Consider the following 18163-nt stretch of genomic DNA (forward strand, 5'->3'; position numbering starts at 1 on the left):
CGAAGGGTTGACGGACCATGCCCGACCAGGCATTTGACGGAACGTCCGACAGAGAGGGCACCGCACCGGGGGAAGGCGCGGTGCCCGCCGTGCGCGTCGAGGGGCTGTGGAAGCGCTTCGGACAGCAGATCGCGGTGAACGGGATCGACCTCGTCCTGCCCGCCGGCCGGTTCATCGGGCTCGTCGGGCCCAACGGCGCCGGCAAGACCACCACCCTCTCCATGATCACCGGCCTGCTGCGGCCCGACCACGGGCGGATCCTCGTCGCCGGCCACGACGTGTGGGCCGACCCCGAGTCGGTCGCGCAGGTCAAGGCCCGCATCGGCATCCTGCCGGAGGGCCTGCGGCTCTTCGAGCGCCTCTCGGGCCGTGAACTCCTCGCCTACACCGGCCGGCTGCGCGGACTGCCCGGCGCCGAGGTCGACAAGCGGGCGGCGCAGCTCCTCGACGTCCTCGACCTGACCGGCTCGCAGAACAAGCTGGTCGTCGACTACTCGACCGGCATGCGGAAGAAGATCGGCCTCGCCGCCGCGCTCCTGCACAACCCCGAGGTCCTCTTCCTCGACGAGCCCTTCGAGGGCGTCGACCCGGTCTCCGCGCAGACCATCCGCGGCGTCCTGGAGCGGTACACCTCCTCCGGCGCGACCGTCGTCTTCTCCAGCCACGTCATGGAACTCGTCGAGTCCCTCTGCGACTGGGTCGCCGTCATGGCGGCCGGCCAGATCCGGGCCCAGGGCCCGCTGGCCGAGGTCCGGGGCTCCGCGCCCTCCCTCCAGGCGGCCTTCCTCGAACTCGTCGGCGCGAACGGCCGCGAGGCGGCCGGGGACTCGCTGGACTGGCTGGGCGGCGGGGCGGGCCCGGGCGGGGGCCCGCGATGAGCGCCGACACCACCGCCCCCGCGCCGTCCCTCACGTCCGTCTTCGTACGGCTCAAGCTGTCGCTGCTGCGGAACGGGCTGCGGCAGTCCGGCGGGCGGACCGCCGCGTACGTCTCGTCGATCGTCTTCGGCGCCCTCTTCGCCGCCGGCACGGTGCTGGCCTTCGTCCTGCTGCGGGGGCACGCGCCCGCCGCCACCGTCGCCGTCCTCGTCACCGGGGCCCTCGCGCTGTCCTGGGCGGTCATGCCGCTGTTCGTCCCGACCGGCGACGAGACCCTGGACCCCTCGCGGCTCGTGATGCTGCCGCTGCGGCCCCGGCCACTGGTGCGGGCGCTGCTCGTGGCCTCCCTCGTGGGCGTCGGCCCCGTCCTCACCTTCGTCCTGACCCTGGGCGCGGCCCTGTCCCTCGCGCACGGCGCGGCCGGCACCGTCGTCGCCGTCCTCGGCGTGCCGCTCGCGACCGTGACGTGCGTGGCGCTGTCCCGGTCCGTGGCCGCCGCCAACATCCGGCTGCTCACCTCCCGCAAGGGACGCGACCTGGCCCTGCTGAGCGGTCTGGTCATCGCGATCGGCATGCAGCTCGTGAACTTCGGCGCCCAGCGCCTCGGCCGGGCCGGGGGCCTGGACTCCCTGGAGCCGGCGGCGTCCGTCGTCGGCTGGCTGCCGCCGGCCGCCGCGATCGGCGCGGTCGACTCCGCGAGCCGGGGCGACCACGCGGTGGCGGCGGCCCGGCTGCTGCTCACGGCGGCGGCCCTGGCGGCGCTCGTGCACTGGTGGCGGCGGAGCCTGGTGCGGCTCATGGTCGAGCCGGACGGCTCCACGATCGGCGCGGCCTCCGACGCGAAGGCCGACGGGAGGAGCGGTACGGGGCTGCTCGCCCGGATCCTCCCGGGCGGGCGCACCGGCGCCGTCATGGAGCGCAGCCTGCGGTACGTCTGGCGCGACCCGAAGACGAAGGCGGCGTGGGTGACCTCGCTCGCCATCGGCCTGATCGTGCCGCTGTTCAACGCCTTCCAGGGCGGGGGCTCGATCTACTTCGCCTGCTTCGCCTCCGGCATGCTCGGCATGCTGATGTACAACCAGTTCGGGCAGGACACCTCGGCTTTCTGGATGGTCGCGCAGACCATCGCGACGCCGGCCGACGCGTACGCCGAACTCCGGGCGAGGGCCCTGGCCCTGTTGTCGGTCACCGTGCCGTACACGGTGTTCGTGACCGTGGTGACGGCCGCCGTCCTCGGCGACTGGACGAAGCTCCCCGAGGGCCTCGGCCTGGCGTTCGGCCTGCTCGGCGCGATGGTCGGGACGGGCGCGGTGACCTCGGCGCGCTTCCCGTACTCGGTCCCCCAGGACAGCGGCTACAAGAACGTGGTGCCGGGACAGGCCGGGCTGGCCTGGATCTCGATCTTCGGCGGCATGATCACGGCAGCGGTCCTGAGCTCCCCGCTCATCGCCGCGACGATCTACCTCCACGTCTCCGACCAGCGGTCCCTGCTGTGGCTCCTCCTCCCGGCCGGCCCGCTCCACGGCGCGCTCCTCGTCCTCGCGGGCCTCAAGCTGGCGGCCCCGCGCACGGCGCGGCGCCTGCCGGAGATCCTGGCGTCGGTCAGCAAGGGGTAGGCGAGCGGGGCGGCGCCCGTAGGGAACCCTCGTCGATCTCCCCGCCGTCCTCCATGATGACCGTCCGTCCGATCGTCGACCGGCTTGGAGCGCGCATGGAGGACACCGCAACGACGACCCCGCCCGTGACGGCGGGCCCGGTCCGGCGGGGGCAGGGAGTCTGGCTCGGCGCCGTGGGCGCCGCCACGCTCGTCCTCGTCGGCCTCTGCGCCGTGGAGGCGGGCAGGCCGGAGAGGCTGTTCGAGAACATCGCCACGATGGCGGCGATACCCGGCATCCTCGCCCTCTCCCAGCTCCTGCTGCTGCGCAGCGGCCGCATCGAGCCGGCGACGATCGGCGTCGCGGGGCTCGGCGCGGCCGTCATCGGGGTGAACAGCACCGGCGGGAGCAACGGCACGATGCTGTTCGGGGTGCTGCTCGCGCTCCTCGCCGCCGTCCCCTTCGCCTTCCTCAGCGGCTTCCTCTCCCTCAACGCCCGGACGGGACACGCCCTGTTCTCGGCCGTCGCCGTCCTCATCGGGGCGGACCAACTGGTCACCGACATCGCCCCGCCGCAGATGGAACCGATCCGGGCGTCGATCCTGACCTCGCTCGCCTACAACGACCTGCGGATCCCCGGCGTCGCCCTGGTCGCGGCCGCGCTGTTCCTGGCGACGGCCTGGTACCTGCCCCGGCAGGAGGCGCGGCTCGGGGCGCGGGAGCCGTCGTGGGCACGGGTCACGGTCCTCCTCTTCCTGCCGGCGTTCCTGCTCGCGGCGCTCGTCGGGCTGCTCTACACGGCACGCATCGGCGCGACCGTGCCGGGCGAACTGGGCAAGGAGTTCATGATCGCCTGCCTGCTGGCGCTCACGGCGGGCGGTTGCAGCCTGAAGAGCGGCGAGGGCACGGTCCTGGACGTGGCGGTCGGCTCGCTCTTCGCCGGCTCCCTGCAGACGCTGTTCTCCCTCAAGTCGCTCGACTCCTCCCTCCAGTCGACGATCCTGTGCGTCGTGGCGGTCGTCTTCATCCTGATCGACCTCGCCCGACTGCGGACGCCCGTGCCGGCGGAGGCCGGCGGCGACCGTCGGGGAGCCGGGCCGGCGGCCGAACCGGTGAACGGTCTTCCCTAGGATGCGCGCGTGACGCGTTTCGGCGGGGTGAGGGCGGCGTTCCGGGGCGAGGACCCGCACGGGGACCCGCCGCTGACCGACGCGGCCGTACGGGACGCCGAACGCCGGCCAGGCGTCCGCCTGCCGTCGTCGCTGCTCGCGCTCCTGCGGGACCGCGAGGGCGGGGTCGTCGCGGACGCGCGGGACGCGTACCCCACGGACGCGCCGACCTCCTGGAGCGACGACTACGTCCCGTTCGACCTGCTGATGGGCATCGGCGAGGAGCACGGCGACCGCCCCTCGCTCCTCGACTCGCCCTACCTGGTCGAGGAGTGGGGGCTGCCGTCCCCCCGGCCCTGCTCTCCGGCGGGGCCCAGGGGTGGATCGCGCTCGACCACCGGACGTGCGGAGCGGACGGGGAGCCGTCCGTCGCGTGGTCCGACCCGGGGGGCGCGTCCGAACTGCCGCCGGCCGGGGACTTCCGGACGTTCGTCGAGGGCCTGACGGCCTCGGCCTCGTTCCCCGACGGACAGGACTGACGGGCCTTCGAGAGCGGCCTTCACCGCCGAACCGACCGAGGTCCTCGGTCACCGCACCCGCCCGCTCGCGGGCAGGATCCGACAGGGAGACGGCCTTGCCGATACGTACGAGAACGGCCCTGCTGCTCGCGGTCGCCCTGACCGCCGGAGGCCTCGCCGGCTGCTCTGCGCTCACGGCCGCCACGGGGTTCAGCGACTGCGGGGGCAGCGAGGAGCGGGTGGAGCGGCTCCGGTCGATCGCCCTCCTCGACACGCCGCCGAAGGGAGCCACCGAGCCCCGGGGGTACGAGGGCGTCGAGGCGGGCTGCCGGGAGGACAGCGGCTACGCCTCGGTCCAGGCCGACCGCACGTACGCCTTCTCGGGCACCCCCGCCGAGGTGATCCGGCACTACCGGACGGCGGCGGCCCGGGACGGCTGGCGCCCCGGCTCGACCGGCCGCTCGGTCCCCGGCGTGCCGGTCGACCTGTGCTTCACCCGCAGCGTGGACGGGACCCCGACGATCCTGACCGTCTCCTCCCTCACCCCCACGGTCCTCGCCCGGGAGAGCGGCCCGGTTCCCCCCGAGCTCGCCGCCGGCTCGGGCTTCCGCGTCGAGGCGACGGCGGACGTCGGGGGAGGGGCGATCGACTGCGACGACTGAACGGGGACGCGTCACCCTCCGGCGCGGGACCGGCCCACGAGGGGGTGAGGCGTGCACGGGGCAGGCGGGCGTCCCCCTGGTCGCGGCAGCAGGGGCCGGACACCGGGGGCGGAGCCGAGGCTCCGCCCCCGGTCACGTGACGGGAACGGCGCCCTCGGCCCTCACCCGGTCGACCCGTGTCCGCCAGGAGGGGCCGGCAGCGGGCTCCCGGAGCTGGATCCCGTTGGCTCGGCGGGCCAGTTCCCCGCGGCAGCCGCCGCAGTGCGTCTCGCCGCCGACCGGCCGGAAGACGTGCTCGTCGCCGAACCCCTCGCAGGTGACCAGGCCCGGCCGGGCTGCTTCGGCCGGGCGATCCTGGGGCCTCGCGGGCAGCAGCGGGACCGGGAGCTTCTCCGTCAGGCGGTGACGCAGGAACCCGACCGCCGAACGGACGCCGGTACGCGGCAGATGGGCCGTCAGGGCGTGCCTGAGGTCCGCGACGGACACCCCGCGCCGGAGCCACTCCGCCGCCGCCTCGGCCAGGCCACGGGCCTCCCTGACGCCGAGCAGCAGGTCCCGGTTCTGGTGCCGGAGCGACAGCAACAGGCGCTCGGCCTCGACGGTTTCGGGTGTGGCGTCGACGGCTTCCGGGGTCGTGTCCGCTTCCGGCTCCGGCTTCGGCTTCGGCGCCGGCTCTTCGGTGGGTGGGTGGGGAGAAGTCTTCTCTCCGTCTTTGTCTTTCGGAGAAGAGGTCACCGGATTCCGGCCCCCTGTCGAACCGACCGCCCGTTCCCGCACACTCGGCGACTCGGTCGGCACCCCGTCCCTGACCCCGTTCGGCTCGTCACGCGTGAGGGTGACATTGGAGATCAGCTGCTCGGTGGTCCAATGCCCGCGTCGGCTCTGCCACCGCCACTCGTCGAGGTATCCGTTCTGGATCAGACACTCCTTGGCCCGGTGGTACGCCCGGGGCTTCATCCCCAGGTCCGCCGCGTGCTCGCCGAGCGGCTTGTACGAAGCGGAGGCGGGGAGGCCCTGGACGTACATCAGGAGGATCTTCGCGTCGCTGTTCAGGCGCGGATGACGCACGACACCGTTCGAAACCTTGGTGAAGGACTGAACGGGGGCGATAGCATGCCGAAGCATTTCCGGTGGACCTCGTGATTCCACTGGAGTGAAGGTCCCCGGGTTCACTGGTGTTGGCGCACCAGCCGGGGGCCGCTCCGTTTTCACGGAGCGTGACGATGCGATCACCGTAGCGCACACTTCACCATCTGATGCAACAACTCCGGCTCCACGAACGGATCTTCGATGGTCGGCCGGGACCTCCAGTCCAGCGGCCAGGTCACCCCGTGCAGCGCCGGAATCCCGACGAACGCCTGACCCCTCCCGTTCCGGCTCAGCGCCCGCGCCGGAGCCGGCCACGCGTGCGCGGCGGCGGTCTGCGGCGGCAACAGGAAGTAGTGGTTCTTCTCTCCCGTCGCCTCGCGGACGATCGGCCCCGCCTGGAAGTCCGTGAACTCCATCAGGCGGTACGCCACGTCCTCACCGAGGAAACCCCCGATCCGTACGGCGTCGAAGTGGACCCCGGCGTGACGGAGGGCGTGACCGGACGCGGGCACCCAAGAAGGCACGCTGTCAAGCGACTTGCGCAGATTCATGCGGCCAGCTTGGCCGCCGTGATCTCCTGTGACCAGCGACACAGTCCGGTTGTGCAGGACTGTGCACTCGGGAGGTCGGGTGTGAACAAGGAGACCACGGGGAACGTGGGCGCGGCCAAGGCCTTCGGGCGACTTCTGCGTTTCTACCGGGAACAGGCAGGAGTCTCGCAGGAAGGCCTGGGCAAGGAGACCGGGTATTCCAAGTCCCAAGTGGCCATGATCGAGCGCGGACAGCGACGGCCGAAGGGAAGGTTCGTCGAAATCGCGGACCCGTTCTTAGGTGCACAAGGTGCACTTCTGGAGGTCGCGGAGGAACTGTCGGCGAGCGGGATCGCGGCCTGGTTCGAGGACTACTTGGAGGAGGAGTCGAAGGCGACTGGCATCCACAAGTACGAAACACACCTCATCCCAGGACTGCTGCAGACCCCGGACTACGCACGAGCGGTCTTCGAGAGCGCCGTCCCCGCCCTGGAGGACGACGAGGTCGAGGCAGGCGTCACGGCCCGGATCAAGAGGCACGAGTTGTACTTCCGCAAGCCGTCACCGTTGGTCACCTTCGTCCTGGAGAAGTCGGCTCTCACCAAGCCTCTCGGGGGACCGGACGTACTACGTAAGGCTCTGGAGTACGTGCGCGAGTGCGCCGACCTGCGGAACGTCACCATCCAGGTGATGCCGGACAACCGTCGGTCACATGCCGGGCTGAGCGGGTCCTTCACCCTCCTGGAGACGGAGGAGCGCCGCAGTCAACTGGTCTACGTCGAAGGACAGGTCGGACGGTACTTTCTCAGCGAACAGCCGGACGTGGGGATCGTCTTCGCCCGCTACAGCGCCCTGCGGGCGCAGGCCCTCACGCCGGAGGACTCCGCACGACTCATCGAACAGGTGGCACGAAGGCTATGAGTACCGACCTCGACTGGTTCAAGAGCAGTTACAGCAGCGAGCAGGGCGGCGACTGCGTCGAGGTCGCCTCCTCCCCCGACTCCGTTCACGTCCGTGACTCCAAGGACACCGCCCTCCCCTCCTTCTCCGTCTCTCCCGACGCCTGGGGCGCCTTCATCGACGCGGTGTGAAAGCCGAGGGCCTCCACCCGTCAGGGGTGGAGGCCCTCAGTAGCTGCTGTTCAGTGGATCAGAACGCGCCGTTCAGGCCCCACCAATTGCCGTCCTCCGGGACGCCCGCGTTGAACGCGCCCGTGCCCTTGCCCGTGTAGAGGACCAGGCAGCCCACGCCTCGGCAGCCCTCGCCGACGTAGTTGCTGTTGGTGATCGTCGCCAGGTCGTTGCGGCCGTCGGCGTTGTAGTCGCCGACCGCGAGGAACGTCGCCATGACGTTCCAGCCGCCGCTGCCGATCAGGGCGCGCGAGCCGACGCCGCCGGTGCTGGTGCCCGGGTAGAACCAGAGCTTGCCCGTGGAGCCCTCGCGGGCGATCAGGTCGGGCCGGAGGTCACCGTTCAGGTCACCGGCGCCGACGAGGGCGTTCATGGCGTTCCAGCCGCCGCTGCCGATCAGCTTCCGCGCGCCGAGGCCGGTGCTGGTGCCCGGGTACAGCCACAGCTTGCCCGTGGACTTCTCGACGGCGAGGAGGTCCGAGCGGCTGTCGCCGGTCAGGTTGCCGAAGGCGGTGATCTTGTCCATGGCGTTCCAGCCGCCGGAGCCGATCAGCTTCCGCGTGCCGACGGCGCCGGTGCCCGTGCCCGGGTACAGCCACAGCTTGCCGGTGGACTTCTCGCGGGCGATGACGTCCTCACGGCCGTCGCCGGTGAAGTCGCCGTGCCGGGCCAGGGCGTTCATGGCGTTCCAGCCGCCGCTGCCGATCAGCTTGCCCGAGCCGTCGCCGGGCAGGAACCACAGGCGGCCGGCCGTGTCACGGACGACGACGTCCGACTTCTTGTCCGCGTTGAGGTCGCCGAAGCCCGCCGCCTTCGGGGCGGTCGAGGCGTACCACTCGGGGTACGCGGGCAGGGCGCACTCGCGCTCCGTCGGTACGAACTTCAGCGAGCTGACGGAGTTGGTGCCCGGGCCGCCCCACTCGGTGCCCGCCGGGTCCGGGGGCGTGGAGTAGACGGCCCCCGAGGTGCCGTAGTTCGCGTCCTCGTACAGGCAGGCGAACTTGTTCGTCCGGTTCACGATCGAGCGGAACGTGTTGTCCCACGTCCCGAGCGTCGCCGTGTTCACGTTCGTCTTGTACATCGTGCCGGTGCCGTTGTCGGACTTCCAGGCACAGAAGTAGCCGGACGGGCAGTCGCTGATCGCGGCCTGCGCCGGCGCCGCGCCCGCGCCGAAGAGGCCGAGCGAGGTGAGCCCCAGCGTCGTGGCCACCGTGGCCACGCGCCGCAGCATGGAATTGCGCATCGAGTTCCCTCCCACCGGCGCGGAGACCTACTGCTCGACGCGCCGTGGGAGGGACCGTACCGTGCCGGGTCCCTCCCGTCACCGCGGGGGCACCCCATTTCCGGAATGCCCGCTTCCTGGCGGCCTCCCGTCCGGCCACGGCGCCGGAGCCGTAGTCTCGGCCCCTCTTGTCGATCTTGAGAGGTTGCCGAATGATCACACTCGCCTCCGCCGTCCCGCCGCCCGTCCTCCTCAACGCCGCGCAGCTCGCCTACGCGGGCAGCGTCGCCCAGTCCTTCTTCTGGGACCTCGTCGGCCGGCACTGGTACGTGTGCCAGCGGAACGTCACCACGGGCGACGAGGAGCGCATCCTCGTCACGCGGCTCACCGCCGAAGGAGACGTCGTGGACTCGATGCACATCAGCCACGCCGGTCACGGGGCGAACATAGGCGTCGAACACACCGGGAACTCGGTCTTCCTGTGGACCGACGCGCTGCCGAACGGCCACTGGGCCTCGGCCGTCGCCCGCATCCCGTACGTCCCCGGCGGCGACGTCAACGCCTCCGACACCACCCTCCCGGCGTCCACGATCACCTTCCACCGGCCCCGGCCGAGCGGCTCGGTCCACCGGGTGTCGGCGACGATCGACCCGACGCGGCGCGAGCTGATCTACCGCTGGCAGTCGAACGACGTCTCCTCCGACAAGGCGGTCGGCGGCATCGACCGCTACGCCCTGGACGCCGTCGTCGCCGGCACGTACACCCCGCTGGCCACGCGCCCCTTCCCGGCCTCCGGCCGGTCCCTCCAGGGGTACACGAGCCTCGGCGACCACATCTACACGCTCTACGGCCTGCCGGGCGAGGAGTCCCGGGTGACCTGCACCCGCTGGGACACCGGCGAGGTGGTGCAGGACGAGCCGCTCACCGCCTTCCCCTCGGTCGTGGGCCGCGAGCCCGAGGGGCTGTGCGTGTACGAGATCGCCGGGGCGCCTCCCACCCTGGCCTTCGGCGTCGTGAGCGGGGCCGACGGCGCGCGCCGCTTCAACGCGGGCCGGTTCCCCCGGCCGGAGACCAACCCGTGGGTGCCGCTCCCCTACGACACCGCCGTGCTCGCGCCGAACGGCGCGAGCTACGCGCCGCAGTACCGGATCGCCGGCGACCAGGTGCACCTGCACTTCTCGCTCGACCGGGTCGACAAGGGGCCCTGGGCCAGCGGGACGAAGCTGTTCCAGCTGCCGGTGCCCGCCCGGCCGAACCGTACGCAGCGGCTCGTCGGCGTGGTCTCCGGCGCGTTCGTGACGGGACAGCCCCTGACCGTACGGCTCGAAGTGACGGCCGACGGCTGGGTGACGCTCTTCGACGACCGCGGCTTCAAGGGGTGGATCGGCGCGGACGTCAGCTTCTGGACCTGCTGACGGCCCGTTCGATGTCTTCGGAGGCGGCCCGGCGGGCCGCCTCCTCGATCCGTCCCGGCTCACTGAGCGCGAACGGACGGGGCAGGGCGACGGTCCGGGTGCCCCGGGCCGCGACGGGGCGGGGTCCGACGTGGGTCAGCACGCCGTACCGGGCCGGGTCCACGCGGCCCTCGCGGACGTCCCCGACGGTGGCGTACGTGACGTCGTACCCCTCCTCCTCCAGCCAGCGCACGACGCTCGCCTCCACGTCCGCCCGGCCGGAGACGAGGTGGAGGACGCCCGAGGCGCGGGCGGGCTCCCGGACGACGAAGTGGACGTGGGTGCGGTGGCCGTCGGGCGTGGTGAGGACGGCGAGGAAGAGGCCCGAGACCCACGCGTCCGGGACCTCCAGGGTCCAGACCGTCCCGGCGTCGGTGTCCGTCAGGAGGTGCCGGGCGCGCACGCCTCCGTAGTGGCCGACGCGGTAGACCGACACGGTCGCGCCGGCCCGGGAGACGCGGAGGCGGAGGGTCTCGCCGGGGGCGACGGAGTCCCGGTCGGGACGGCCCGCGATCTGCGGGCGGGCCGGGTCGACCCCGCGGGTCTCCGCGCAGCCGACGGCCCAACGGTCGGAGCCGGGCGCGCCGTTCTCCCGTACGACGGGGTTGTCACCGTTCCGGGCGGGCGGGACGGGCGCCGCCTCCGCCGTGCCCGCCAGGGCTCCGGGCGCCGCGACGGCGACGCCCGCTCCGGCTCCGAGACCGCGCAGGACCGTGCGACGGGACAGCTCCGACATGGGTCGACCTCCGGCCGGTTGTCATGGAGCGATCATGGTAAGGGAGGGGGCCGCCGGGGGTGATCCTGCTCCGCCAGGGGGTCGACACCCCGTTCAAGGGGTCGTCACCCCGTTCAGGAAGTCGTCACCCCGTTCAGGGGGTCAGCGCCCCGCTCAGGGGGTCAACACCCCGTTCAGGAAGGGCTCCACGGCCTCGCTCCAGGCCTCCGGGTGGCTGTAGTGGAGGAGGTGGCCCGCGTCCGGGATCTCCGCGTACGCCCCGTGGGGCAGGACCCGGACCATCTCCTGGGCCTCCGCGCGGCCCAGCTCGCCGTCCAGGCCGCGGACGACGAGGGTGGGGCAGCGGACCTGGGCGAGGGAGTCCCAGTGGGCGTCGTGGACCCAGGTCTCGCGGGAGGTCAGCATCTGCTCCGGGTCGAACACGGGGCGCCAGCCGTCGGGGTGCTCGGCCATCACCTCGGCGAAGAAGGCGCCCCGCGCCGGGTTCGGGGTCTCCACCCACGGGTCCTCGTCGCCGAACCAGCGGTGCACGGCCTCCAGGGACGGGAAGGGCACGGGCCAGCCGCGGAACCAGTCCTGCCAGGCGCGCTGCGAGGCCGCGCCGAGGGCCGAGGCCCGCATGTCGCAGATGACGAGGGCGCGGACGAGGTCGGGACGCTCGGCGGCCAGTTGCCAGGCGGTCAGGGCACCCATGGAGTGCCCGACGAGGGTGACCGGGCCGAGGCCGAGCTGCTCGACGACGACGGCGGCGTCCGCCACGTACGCCTCGCGCGTGAAGGGGCCGCCGGCGGGCTTCTCGCTCGCCCCGTGGCCGCGCTGGTCCAGGGCCACGACCCGGTGGCCGCCGGTGAGCCGGCGGACGGCGGGGGTCCAGTGGCCGGCGTGGCCCATCAGCCCGTGGAGCAGTAACACCCCGGGGGCGGGAACCCCCGGCGCCTGCCGCGCCGGCGCCACCGGGGCCTGCGGGCCCCGCGCGGGACGGGGGACGGGACGGCCGCCGGGGCGCGCGGGGGCGTCCGGGCCGGGCTGCGGGACGATCCCGTGCCCGCCGGGCCCGGCCGCGCGGGCCGGGCTCATGTGGGCCTGGGCAGGATGGGCCGGGTCCGTGCGGTCCGGGCTCCTGTGGGCCGGGACCGTGGGGTCCGGGGCCATGCGGGCCGGGACCGTCCGGTCCGGGACCGTGCGGGCCGGCGTCGTGCGGGCCGGGGCCGTGTGGTCCCAGGCCGTCAGCCGGACGCCGTCGGCCCCGGTGACGTCGAGTCGTCGCGCCATGGATCCGGCACCCCCTCTTTTCCGTCGAACCTCGCCAGAGTATCGAACTCGCATTCGAAAATGCGCTCCTGCCACACAACACCCCTCGTTCGAGTGACAGGGCTCAAGGGTTGATGCGCGCTGCCGAGGGGAGATCTTGAACGGGAGGCGGACCGCTCGGGGAAAAACGGTCCGAGGGGAATGACCTTGAGAGCTCGGGGCTCCAGGTCAGCACAGGGGAGGACAGGCCCCGGCGCCGGAAGGCGCCGGGGCCCTCTGTCGTCCACGGCCCTCATGACCCCACCCCCGCACCCGCTCATCGCACCGCTCGTACCAGCGTGGCACGACGAGGCCGCGGGCGTGGCGATTCCGGCGTAAAACGGGGCGCATGACGGATCGTTCGGTCCCGGAGACCGGGCCGATACGGCTCCGTGATCGAGCCGGATCCGTGATCTCCCACCCCTACGACCGACCGGACGCCCCATGCGTCAATCGGGGCATGCTCAGTCCACAAGTCCTCAGCAAGGGCGACCAGTACACGGTCCTCCGGCCCGACCGCCTGACCACGACGGAGGGACGGCAGGTCACGCACATACCGCTGGCCGCCGTCCAGGAGGTCCGGGCCGACGGCGACACGGCCCTGCAGATCGTCCTGACCGACGGGGCGACCCGACGGCTCCCGGGCGGCAACGCGTACGCCACCTCCGCCTTCCTCACCGCCCTGACCGCCGCCCTGCCCGAGCAGCGCGACCCGGCCGGAAGCGCCCTCGTCACGACCGAGGAGACCGGGGCCGTGATCAAGGTGTGGCAGGTGTGGATCGGCGCGCTGACCCTCCTCGCGGCCTTCGGCGGCTACGTGTGGTGGACCGGATCCACCCACGGCGCCGGAATGGGCTTCACCGCCTTCTTCGCCGCACCCGGGACCCTACTCGGCGGACTGTCCTGCGTCGGCGTCCTCTTCAGCATCAGGACCCGGGCGACCCTCCGCCGTCGCGGCATCACCGTCGCCGCCGCCCGGCACTACCACCCGAACGGCAAGCGGGCGAGCTCCTACAAGTACACCGACACCAGTGGCAACGAGCACACCACCGGCTACGGATCCGGCCGCTCCACCCAGGAGATCCACATCGTCTACGACCCGGAGAGGCCCTCGACCAGTGTCGCCGTCGAGCCGCTCTACGTCACCGTCGTGAAGCACGCCTTCTACGCGTCCGCCTCACTCGCGCTCCTCGCGCTCGGCCTGTGGGGAGTGCTCGCCCCGTACATCTGACGGCGGCACGCGAAGAAGGGGCGCCCGCACGGGCGCCCCTCGATCACGTACCGGAAGGCGTCAGCGCTTCGCGACGAACACGTGCGCCGCGATGTCCGCGTCCAGCTCCGCGGCCTCGCCGCTGCTGCCCACCAGGACACCGCCCGGCGACTCCGACACCGACACCACCGAGCCGGGCTGCACGCCCGCCCTCCGCAGCGTGTACATCAGCTGGGCGTCCGTCTGGATCGGCTCGCCGATCCGGCGGACGATCACCGTCTTGCCCTCGCTCGCGTCCAGGTCGGCGAGCGACACCATCGAGTCGTCCAGGAAGGCCTCGGCCTCCGCCTTCTCGCCCAGCTCCTCCAGGCCCGGGATCGGATTCCCGTACGGCGACTCCGTCGGGTGACGCAGCAGCTCCAGGACCCGCCGCTCCACGGCCTCGCTCATCACGTGCTCCCAGCGGCAGGCCTCGGCGTGGACCTGCTCCCACTCCAGGCCGATCACGTCGACGAGCAGGCACTCGGCCAGGCGGTGCTTGCGCATCACCCGGGTGGCGAGGCGCCGGCCCTCGTCCGTGAGCTCCAGATGGCGGTCACTCGCCACGGCCACCAGACCGTCGCGCTCCATCCGCGCCACCGTCTGGCTCACCGTCGGACCGCTCTGGTCGAGCCTCTCCGCGATCCGGGCACGCATCGGGACCACACCTTCTTCCTCGAGCTCGAGGATGGTGCGGAGATACATCTCCGTCGTGTCGATCAGTCCGGACATACGTGCCCCTCGATGAGTCGTGCGCTGGCCCTGCCGCAATTGTTGCGCATCGGACCGACAACCGGGCCACGCCGGGGCGAGGCGGTATTGACAGAGCAATGGTCCAGACCGCACCGTGATCCGCGGCCTCGGGGAGAACGCACGCCGGGAACCGAGGGCAGCCACGACGAGAGGGAGCCGCCGCGATGGGCGAGAGCAAGCTGGCCGGACAGTTCTTCGACGCCGCGATCGGCCTGCTCCAGGAGGTGCGCGACGGGGGCTCCGCCGAGATCTCCGCCGCCGGAGCCGCGATCGCCGCGGCCGTCGCGAACGGCAACCGGCTCTTCGCCTTCGGCGCCGGCCACTCCTCGCTCGCCGCCCAGGACGTCGTCTACCGGGCCGGCGGCCTCGCCCTGATGAACCTGCTCGCCGTCCCCGGCGTCGTCGGCGTCGACGTCATGCCCGCCACCCTCGGCTCCGCCCTGGAGCGCGTCGACGGCCTCGCCGGAGCGGTCCTCGACTCCTCCCCCGTCAGGGCCGGCGACGTCCTGATCGTCATCTCCCTCTCCGGGCGCAACGCCCTGCCCGTGGAGATGGCCATGAACGCCCGCGCGCTCGGCCTCACCGTCATCGGCGTCACCTCGGTGGCGTACGCGACGGAGACGAAGTCACGCCACGTGTCGGGGACGTACCTCAAGGACCACTGCGACATCGTCCTCGACTCGAAGATCGCCGTCGGGGACGCGGAGCTCACCCACGAGGGCATCGAGGCGCCCTTCGCCCCCGCCTCCACCGTGGTCACCTGCGCCCTCATGCAGGCCGCGATGGCCGCCGCCGCCGAGGAACTCGTGCGCCTCGGCGTCGAGCCCCCGCTGCTGCGCTCCGGCAACGTCGACGGCGGCCACGAGTGGAACGGCCGCGTGATGAACGAGTACGGCGACCGGATCTTCTACCGGCGCTGAGGCCCGTACGGGCTATGCCGCCGGATGCGGGGCCCGCCCGCACCGCGGGCTCCGTCGGCTCGCCGTGACGAGGGCGATCCCGATGAGCTCCAGGAAGTTTCCGACGAAGGCGAGCCACGGGTCACGCGACACGACGTCGATCGGCAGGACGAAGTAGGCGGCCACCGAGGCGAGAAGACCCGTGCCCACCAGCACGGCGCCGATGCCGTAGACCCGGGGCCGCCGGACGCTCCGGCGTGCCGGAGCGATCACCCAGCCCGTGCGGAACGCGGCCACGCCCATCGCGATTGCCACCACGCCGAAAGGCACGGTCGCGCCCATGATCCACGCCATCATGACGGCCCCCCACGAAGTTCCCGGACGTGAGCCCATCGTCGTCCCGCCCGCCGGGGACCGTCCATGCCGGAGCCCGGCAGCGTCCGGCCCCCCTCGTTGCCGGTCAGGCGCGGCCCATCACCTGCGTCACCCGCGTGAAGCCGTCCGCCCCGTGGCCCCGCTCCACCGCCCGGAGCGCCAGGGCCTCCGCCGCGCGCATGACGCTCGCGTCGATGCCGTGCGCCTCGGCGGCGTGCACGACGTGGCCCGTCGTCGACACGGCCGAGGTCAGCGGATTGCCCTCGCCCGAGTACGAGCCGCCGTCCACGTCCTCGGCCCACTCCTGGAACAGCGGCGGCAGGATCGCCCCGACGCCCCGGGCGAACGGCGCGAACTCCCGCGCCGGGATCCCCTCCGCGCGGGCGACCGCGAGGGCGTGCACGTACCCCGTCACCGCCGTCCGGAAGACGTCGCGCAGCGCCACGTCGTACGCGGCGGCCCGGCCGACGTCCTCCCCGAGGCGGGTGGGGGAACCGCCCAGCGCGTCGAGCACCGCCCGGTGCTCGCGGTACAGCGGCTCGGGGCCGCTGTGCAGGAACACCCCGGCGGACGTCCCGACGGTCGGCGTCGGGGTCATGATCGCGCCGTCCAGGTAGCCGATCCCGTGCTCCGCCGCCCAAGGGACGCGGATGACACGCCTCAAGGCCCAGGACACGAACGTCTGCGGCGTGACGGCCGCGATCGCCGTGATCGACGGCAAGTGGAAGACGTCGCTGCTGTGGCTGCCGGAGTCGGGACCGCACCGGCCCGGCGAACTGCGCCGCAGGATCCCCGAGATCAGCGAGAAGGTGCTGACGCAGGCGCTGCGGGAGATGGAGACGGACGGTCTCGTCCACCGCGAGGTGCACGACGTGCTGCCGCCGAAGACCGTCTACTCGCTGACGGGGTCCGGGCGCGAACTGTCCGCACTGCTCGGCCCGCTGTCGGACTGGGGCCCTCGCCGGCTGGACCGGATGAAGGAGGCGCGGACCTCCTCCTGAGGCCCTGTCGTTCCCCTCTCCTCCCGGGCCGCCACCAGGTTCTCCCGGGCGCCCGGCCCCGACAAGCACCCACAAAAAAGTGGGTGTACGGGAGGGCTAGGGCGCGTCGCCGAGGTCCAGGCACGCCGCCACCCGGGACGCCACCGCCTCCGCGTAGACCACGTCCTCGCGCTCGAAGGACGCGCGGCAGGCGGCCCGCAGGAACGTCAGTACGCCGAGGGTGCGCCCCCGGGAGCGCAGGACCACGCACAGGGCGTGCGCCGCGTCCCCCGGCCACTGGTGGGCCTCCGCCCACACCTCGGCCGTCCGGCCCGCGCTCGCCCGCACCGTGCCCACCCGGTCCCAGGCCTGGAGCGCCGGGTGCCGGGGCCCGTACCGCAGCGGGATGCCGCCGCCCACGACGGGCGAGGACGGGCCGGGGGCGGCGCCCGCCGGGGTGGCCAGGGTCCGCGTGAGGCGCCGCTCCCCCGCGGGACGGTCCACCAGGGCGTGGTCGGCGAACCCGGCCAGGGCGAAGTCGAGCAGGACCGTCGCCGCCTCGGCCGGGTCCTCGCACTCCGCGGCCGCCGCGCCCGCCCGGTGCAGCTGGCTCCACCGGAACCGCAGCCGGTCGGCCTCGCGCGCCGCGACCCGCTCCTCCGTGACGTCCTGGAACAGCCAGGCCACGCCCAGCGGCACCGGCTCCTCGGCCATCGGCGAGGACAGCAGCAGGAATCCGCTGCGCCAGCACCGGCGCCGCTCCTCCGTGCCGGTCCGCAGCGTCACCCACACCTCGGCGGGCGCGGGCGGCGTGCCCTCGGCCAGGACGTGCTGGAGGGCGGCCTCCAGCTCCTCCGCGCCGTGCACGACGACGTCGCCGAGGGGCCGCCCGAGCAGGGCCGTGCGGCCGGTCCCGAAGGCGCGGGCCGCGTGGGCGTTGACCATGGCGGGGCGCAGGTCGGCGTCGACGAGGACGACGCCCCAGGAGGCGTCGTCGAACAGGGCCTCGCTGAGGGCCACGGACCGCTCCAGGTCGAGCTGGACGTGGACCTCGCTGAACGCGCAGTACACGCCCGCCGGGCTGCCGTCCGCGCCGCGCACGCCCGCGGCCTGGCTCCGTACGAGGACGCGCCCGCCGTCCTTGCGCAGCAGCACGAACTCGTGGACCTGGCGGCCGGTGCCCTTCATGGCCCGCATCAGCCGGCCCAGGGTCTCCTCGGCGTCCGCGCTGCGCGCCGCCCACCCCTCGAACCCGCGCCGCCCGACCGCCTCGGCGGCGGACCAGCCGAGGATCCGCTCGGCCTCCCGGTTCCAGTGCGTGATCGTCCCGTCGGCGTCGAACGCGCAGAGCGCGGCGTCCATCCCGTCGAGCAGCGCGGCCAGCAGATCCGCCCCCGGGACGGACACGGCGTCGCTCGTGGCCTCTGTGAATGCGCTCATCCAGGCACCCCCCATGCTGCGACCCATTCAACTGGAACGTGACCCAGCGCACACCGTCTTCGCTCGAATCGTTCGTTTCGAATCACCTGAAAAAACCGCTTGAGCGGGGGACGGACCGTTCGTAGGGTGTGGGTACACGCGAAAGGAGGTGATCCGAAAAAATGGTTTCTTTTCGGACTCGTGAGGTGACTGCGGGCTGAGGCCTGCCAGTCGCACTCTGTGCACCTCGGCAGGCCTTCTGCCGAACACCAACG

General features: G+C 72.7%; 19 protein-coding genes and 1 pseudogene. 11 read left to right on the plus strand and 9 right to left on the minus strand.

All coding sequences use genetic code 11. The features are described 5' to 3' along the window. Positions 1–17: 17 nt before the first annotated feature. From IE180_RS16275 to IE180_RS16295, 5 genes are all read left to right on the plus strand, one after another. Complete coding sequence (locus IE180_RS16275; protein WP_190157574.1) at positions 18–878, plus strand: ABC transporter ATP-binding protein; 861 nt, start codon at positions 18–20, stop codon at positions 876–878. Further along, positions 875–2494, plus strand: coding sequence for a transporter (locus tag IE180_RS16280; RefSeq protein ID WP_190157575.1), 1620 nt, complete (start codon positions 875–877; stop codon positions 2492–2494). The genes IE180_RS16275 and IE180_RS16280 overlap by 4 nt, the downstream gene beginning before the upstream one ends. Before the next feature lie 95 nt (positions 2495–2589). Next, on the plus strand, positions 2590–3603 hold the full coding sequence (locus IE180_RS16285) for an ABC transporter permease (RefSeq protein WP_190157576.1): 1014 nt from the start codon (positions 2590–2592) through the stop codon (positions 3601–3603). 9 nt (positions 3604–3612) lie between these two features. Beyond that, positions 3613–4086 carry an SMI1/KNR4 family protein gene (locus tag IE180_RS16290; protein WP_190157577.1) on the plus strand — a complete coding sequence of 158 codons (474 nt, stop codon included), beginning with the start codon at positions 3613–3615 and terminating at the stop codon, positions 4084–4086. Between the two features lie 130 nt (positions 4087–4216). Further along, positions 4217–4762: a hypothetical protein gene (locus IE180_RS16295; protein ID WP_190157578.1), complete on the plus strand. Its 546-nt coding sequence runs from the start codon at positions 4217–4219 to the stop codon at positions 4760–4762. Between the two features lie 132 nt (positions 4763–4894). Here the strand turns inward: IE180_RS16295 and IE180_RS16300 are convergent, their stop codons facing one another. Together IE180_RS16300 and IE180_RS36430 are read right to left on the minus strand one after the other, a co-directional pair. After that, positions 4895–5830, minus strand: coding sequence for a hypothetical protein (locus IE180_RS16300; protein WP_190157579.1), 936 nt, complete (start codon positions 5828–5830; stop codon positions 4895–4897). A gap of 161 nt (positions 5831–5991) precedes the next feature. Then, positions 5992–6402 (minus strand): hypothetical protein, encoded by a 411-nt coding sequence (locus tag IE180_RS36430; protein WP_229860511.1) that lies wholly within the window; start codon positions 6400–6402, stop codon positions 5992–5994. 81 nt (positions 6403–6483) lie between these two features. On the opposite strand from IE180_RS36430, the gene IE180_RS36435 reads away from it, so the two are divergent. Further along, entirely contained in the window at positions 6484–7302 is an 819-nt protein-coding gene (locus IE180_RS36435; RefSeq protein ID WP_229860512.1) for a helix-turn-helix domain-containing protein, read from the plus strand. Continuing rightward, positions 7299–7472 carry a DUF397 domain-containing protein gene (locus tag IE180_RS16310; RefSeq protein WP_190157581.1) on the plus strand — a complete coding sequence of 58 codons (174 nt, stop codon included), beginning with the start codon at positions 7299–7301 and terminating at the stop codon, positions 7470–7472. Before IE180_RS36435 ends, IE180_RS16310 begins: the two co-directional genes overlap by 4 nt. A gap of 58 nt (positions 7473–7530) precedes the next feature. Here the strand turns inward: IE180_RS16310 and IE180_RS16315 are convergent, their stop codons facing one another. Next, positions 7531–8754, minus strand: coding sequence for a peptidase inhibitor family I36 protein (locus IE180_RS16315; protein ID WP_190157582.1), 1224 nt, complete (start codon positions 8752–8754; stop codon positions 7531–7533). A gap of 191 nt (positions 8755–8945) precedes the next feature. On the opposite strand from IE180_RS16315, the gene IE180_RS16320 reads away from it, so the two are divergent. Next, positions 8946–10148, plus strand: a complete 1203-nt coding sequence (locus IE180_RS16320; protein ID WP_190157583.1) for a phage baseplate protein — start codon at positions 8946–8948, stop codon at positions 10146–10148. Here IE180_RS16320 and IE180_RS16325 read toward each other — a convergent pair. Beyond that, positions 10129–10923, minus strand: a complete 795-nt coding sequence (locus IE180_RS16325; protein WP_190157584.1) for a N,N-dimethylformamidase beta subunit family domain-containing protein — start codon at positions 10921–10923, stop codon at positions 10129–10131. The genes IE180_RS16320 and IE180_RS16325 overlap by 20 nt on opposite strands. 153 nt (positions 10924–11076) lie before the next feature. Further along, positions 11077–12195, minus strand: coding sequence for an alpha/beta fold hydrolase (locus IE180_RS16330; protein WP_373302785.1), 1119 nt, complete (start codon positions 12193–12195; stop codon positions 11077–11079). A 478-nt stretch (positions 12196–12673) separates the two neighbouring features. Here IE180_RS16330 and IE180_RS16335 point away from each other — a divergent pair, with 478 nt between their 5' ends. Continuing rightward, positions 12674–13444 (plus strand): hypothetical protein, encoded by a 771-nt coding sequence (locus tag IE180_RS16335; RefSeq protein ID WP_190157585.1) that lies wholly within the window; start codon positions 12674–12676, stop codon positions 13442–13444. Between the two features lie 60 nt (positions 13445–13504). Here IE180_RS16335 and IE180_RS16340 read toward each other — a convergent pair whose 3' ends face one another. After that, positions 13505–14194, minus strand: a complete 690-nt coding sequence (locus IE180_RS16340) for an iron-dependent transcriptional repressor DtxR (protein ID WP_123454402.1) — start codon at positions 14192–14194, stop codon at positions 13505–13507. A gap of 185 nt (positions 14195–14379) precedes the next feature. Here IE180_RS16340 and IE180_RS16345 point away from each other — a divergent pair, with 185 nt between their 5' ends. Continuing rightward, positions 14380–15135, plus strand: coding sequence for an SIS domain-containing protein (locus tag IE180_RS16345; RefSeq protein WP_190157586.1), 756 nt, complete (start codon positions 14380–14382; stop codon positions 15133–15135). Between the two features lie 12 nt (positions 15136–15147). Here IE180_RS16345 and IE180_RS16350 read toward each other — a convergent pair whose 3' ends face one another. Further along, a complete protein-coding gene (locus IE180_RS16350; protein ID WP_190157587.1) occupies positions 15148–15471 on the minus strand; it encodes a hypothetical protein in 324 nt (107 codons plus the stop codon). A 103-nt stretch (positions 15472–15574) separates the two neighbouring features. Next, positions 15575–16129: pseudogene (locus IE180_RS16355) on the minus strand (imine reductase family protein); the annotation flags it as partial. A 10-nt stretch (positions 16130–16139) separates the two neighbouring features. Here IE180_RS16355 and IE180_RS16360 point away from each other — a divergent pair. Next, complete coding sequence (locus IE180_RS16360) at positions 16140–16490, plus strand: winged helix-turn-helix transcriptional regulator (RefSeq protein ID WP_190157588.1); 351 nt, start codon at positions 16140–16142, stop codon at positions 16488–16490. A 96-nt stretch (positions 16491–16586) separates the two neighbouring features. On the opposite strand, the gene IE180_RS16365 is transcribed toward IE180_RS16360, so the two are convergent. Then, a complete protein-coding gene (locus IE180_RS16365) occupies positions 16587–17909 on the minus strand; it encodes a PAS domain-containing protein (RefSeq protein WP_190157589.1) in 1323 nt (440 codons plus the stop codon). Positions 17910–18163: the final 254 nt, after the last annotated feature.

Source organism: Streptomyces litmocidini, from assembly GCF_014649755.1.
GTDB classification, from domain to species: domain Bacteria; phylum Actinomycetota; class Actinomycetes; order Streptomycetales; family Streptomycetaceae; genus Streptomyces; species Streptomyces litmocidini.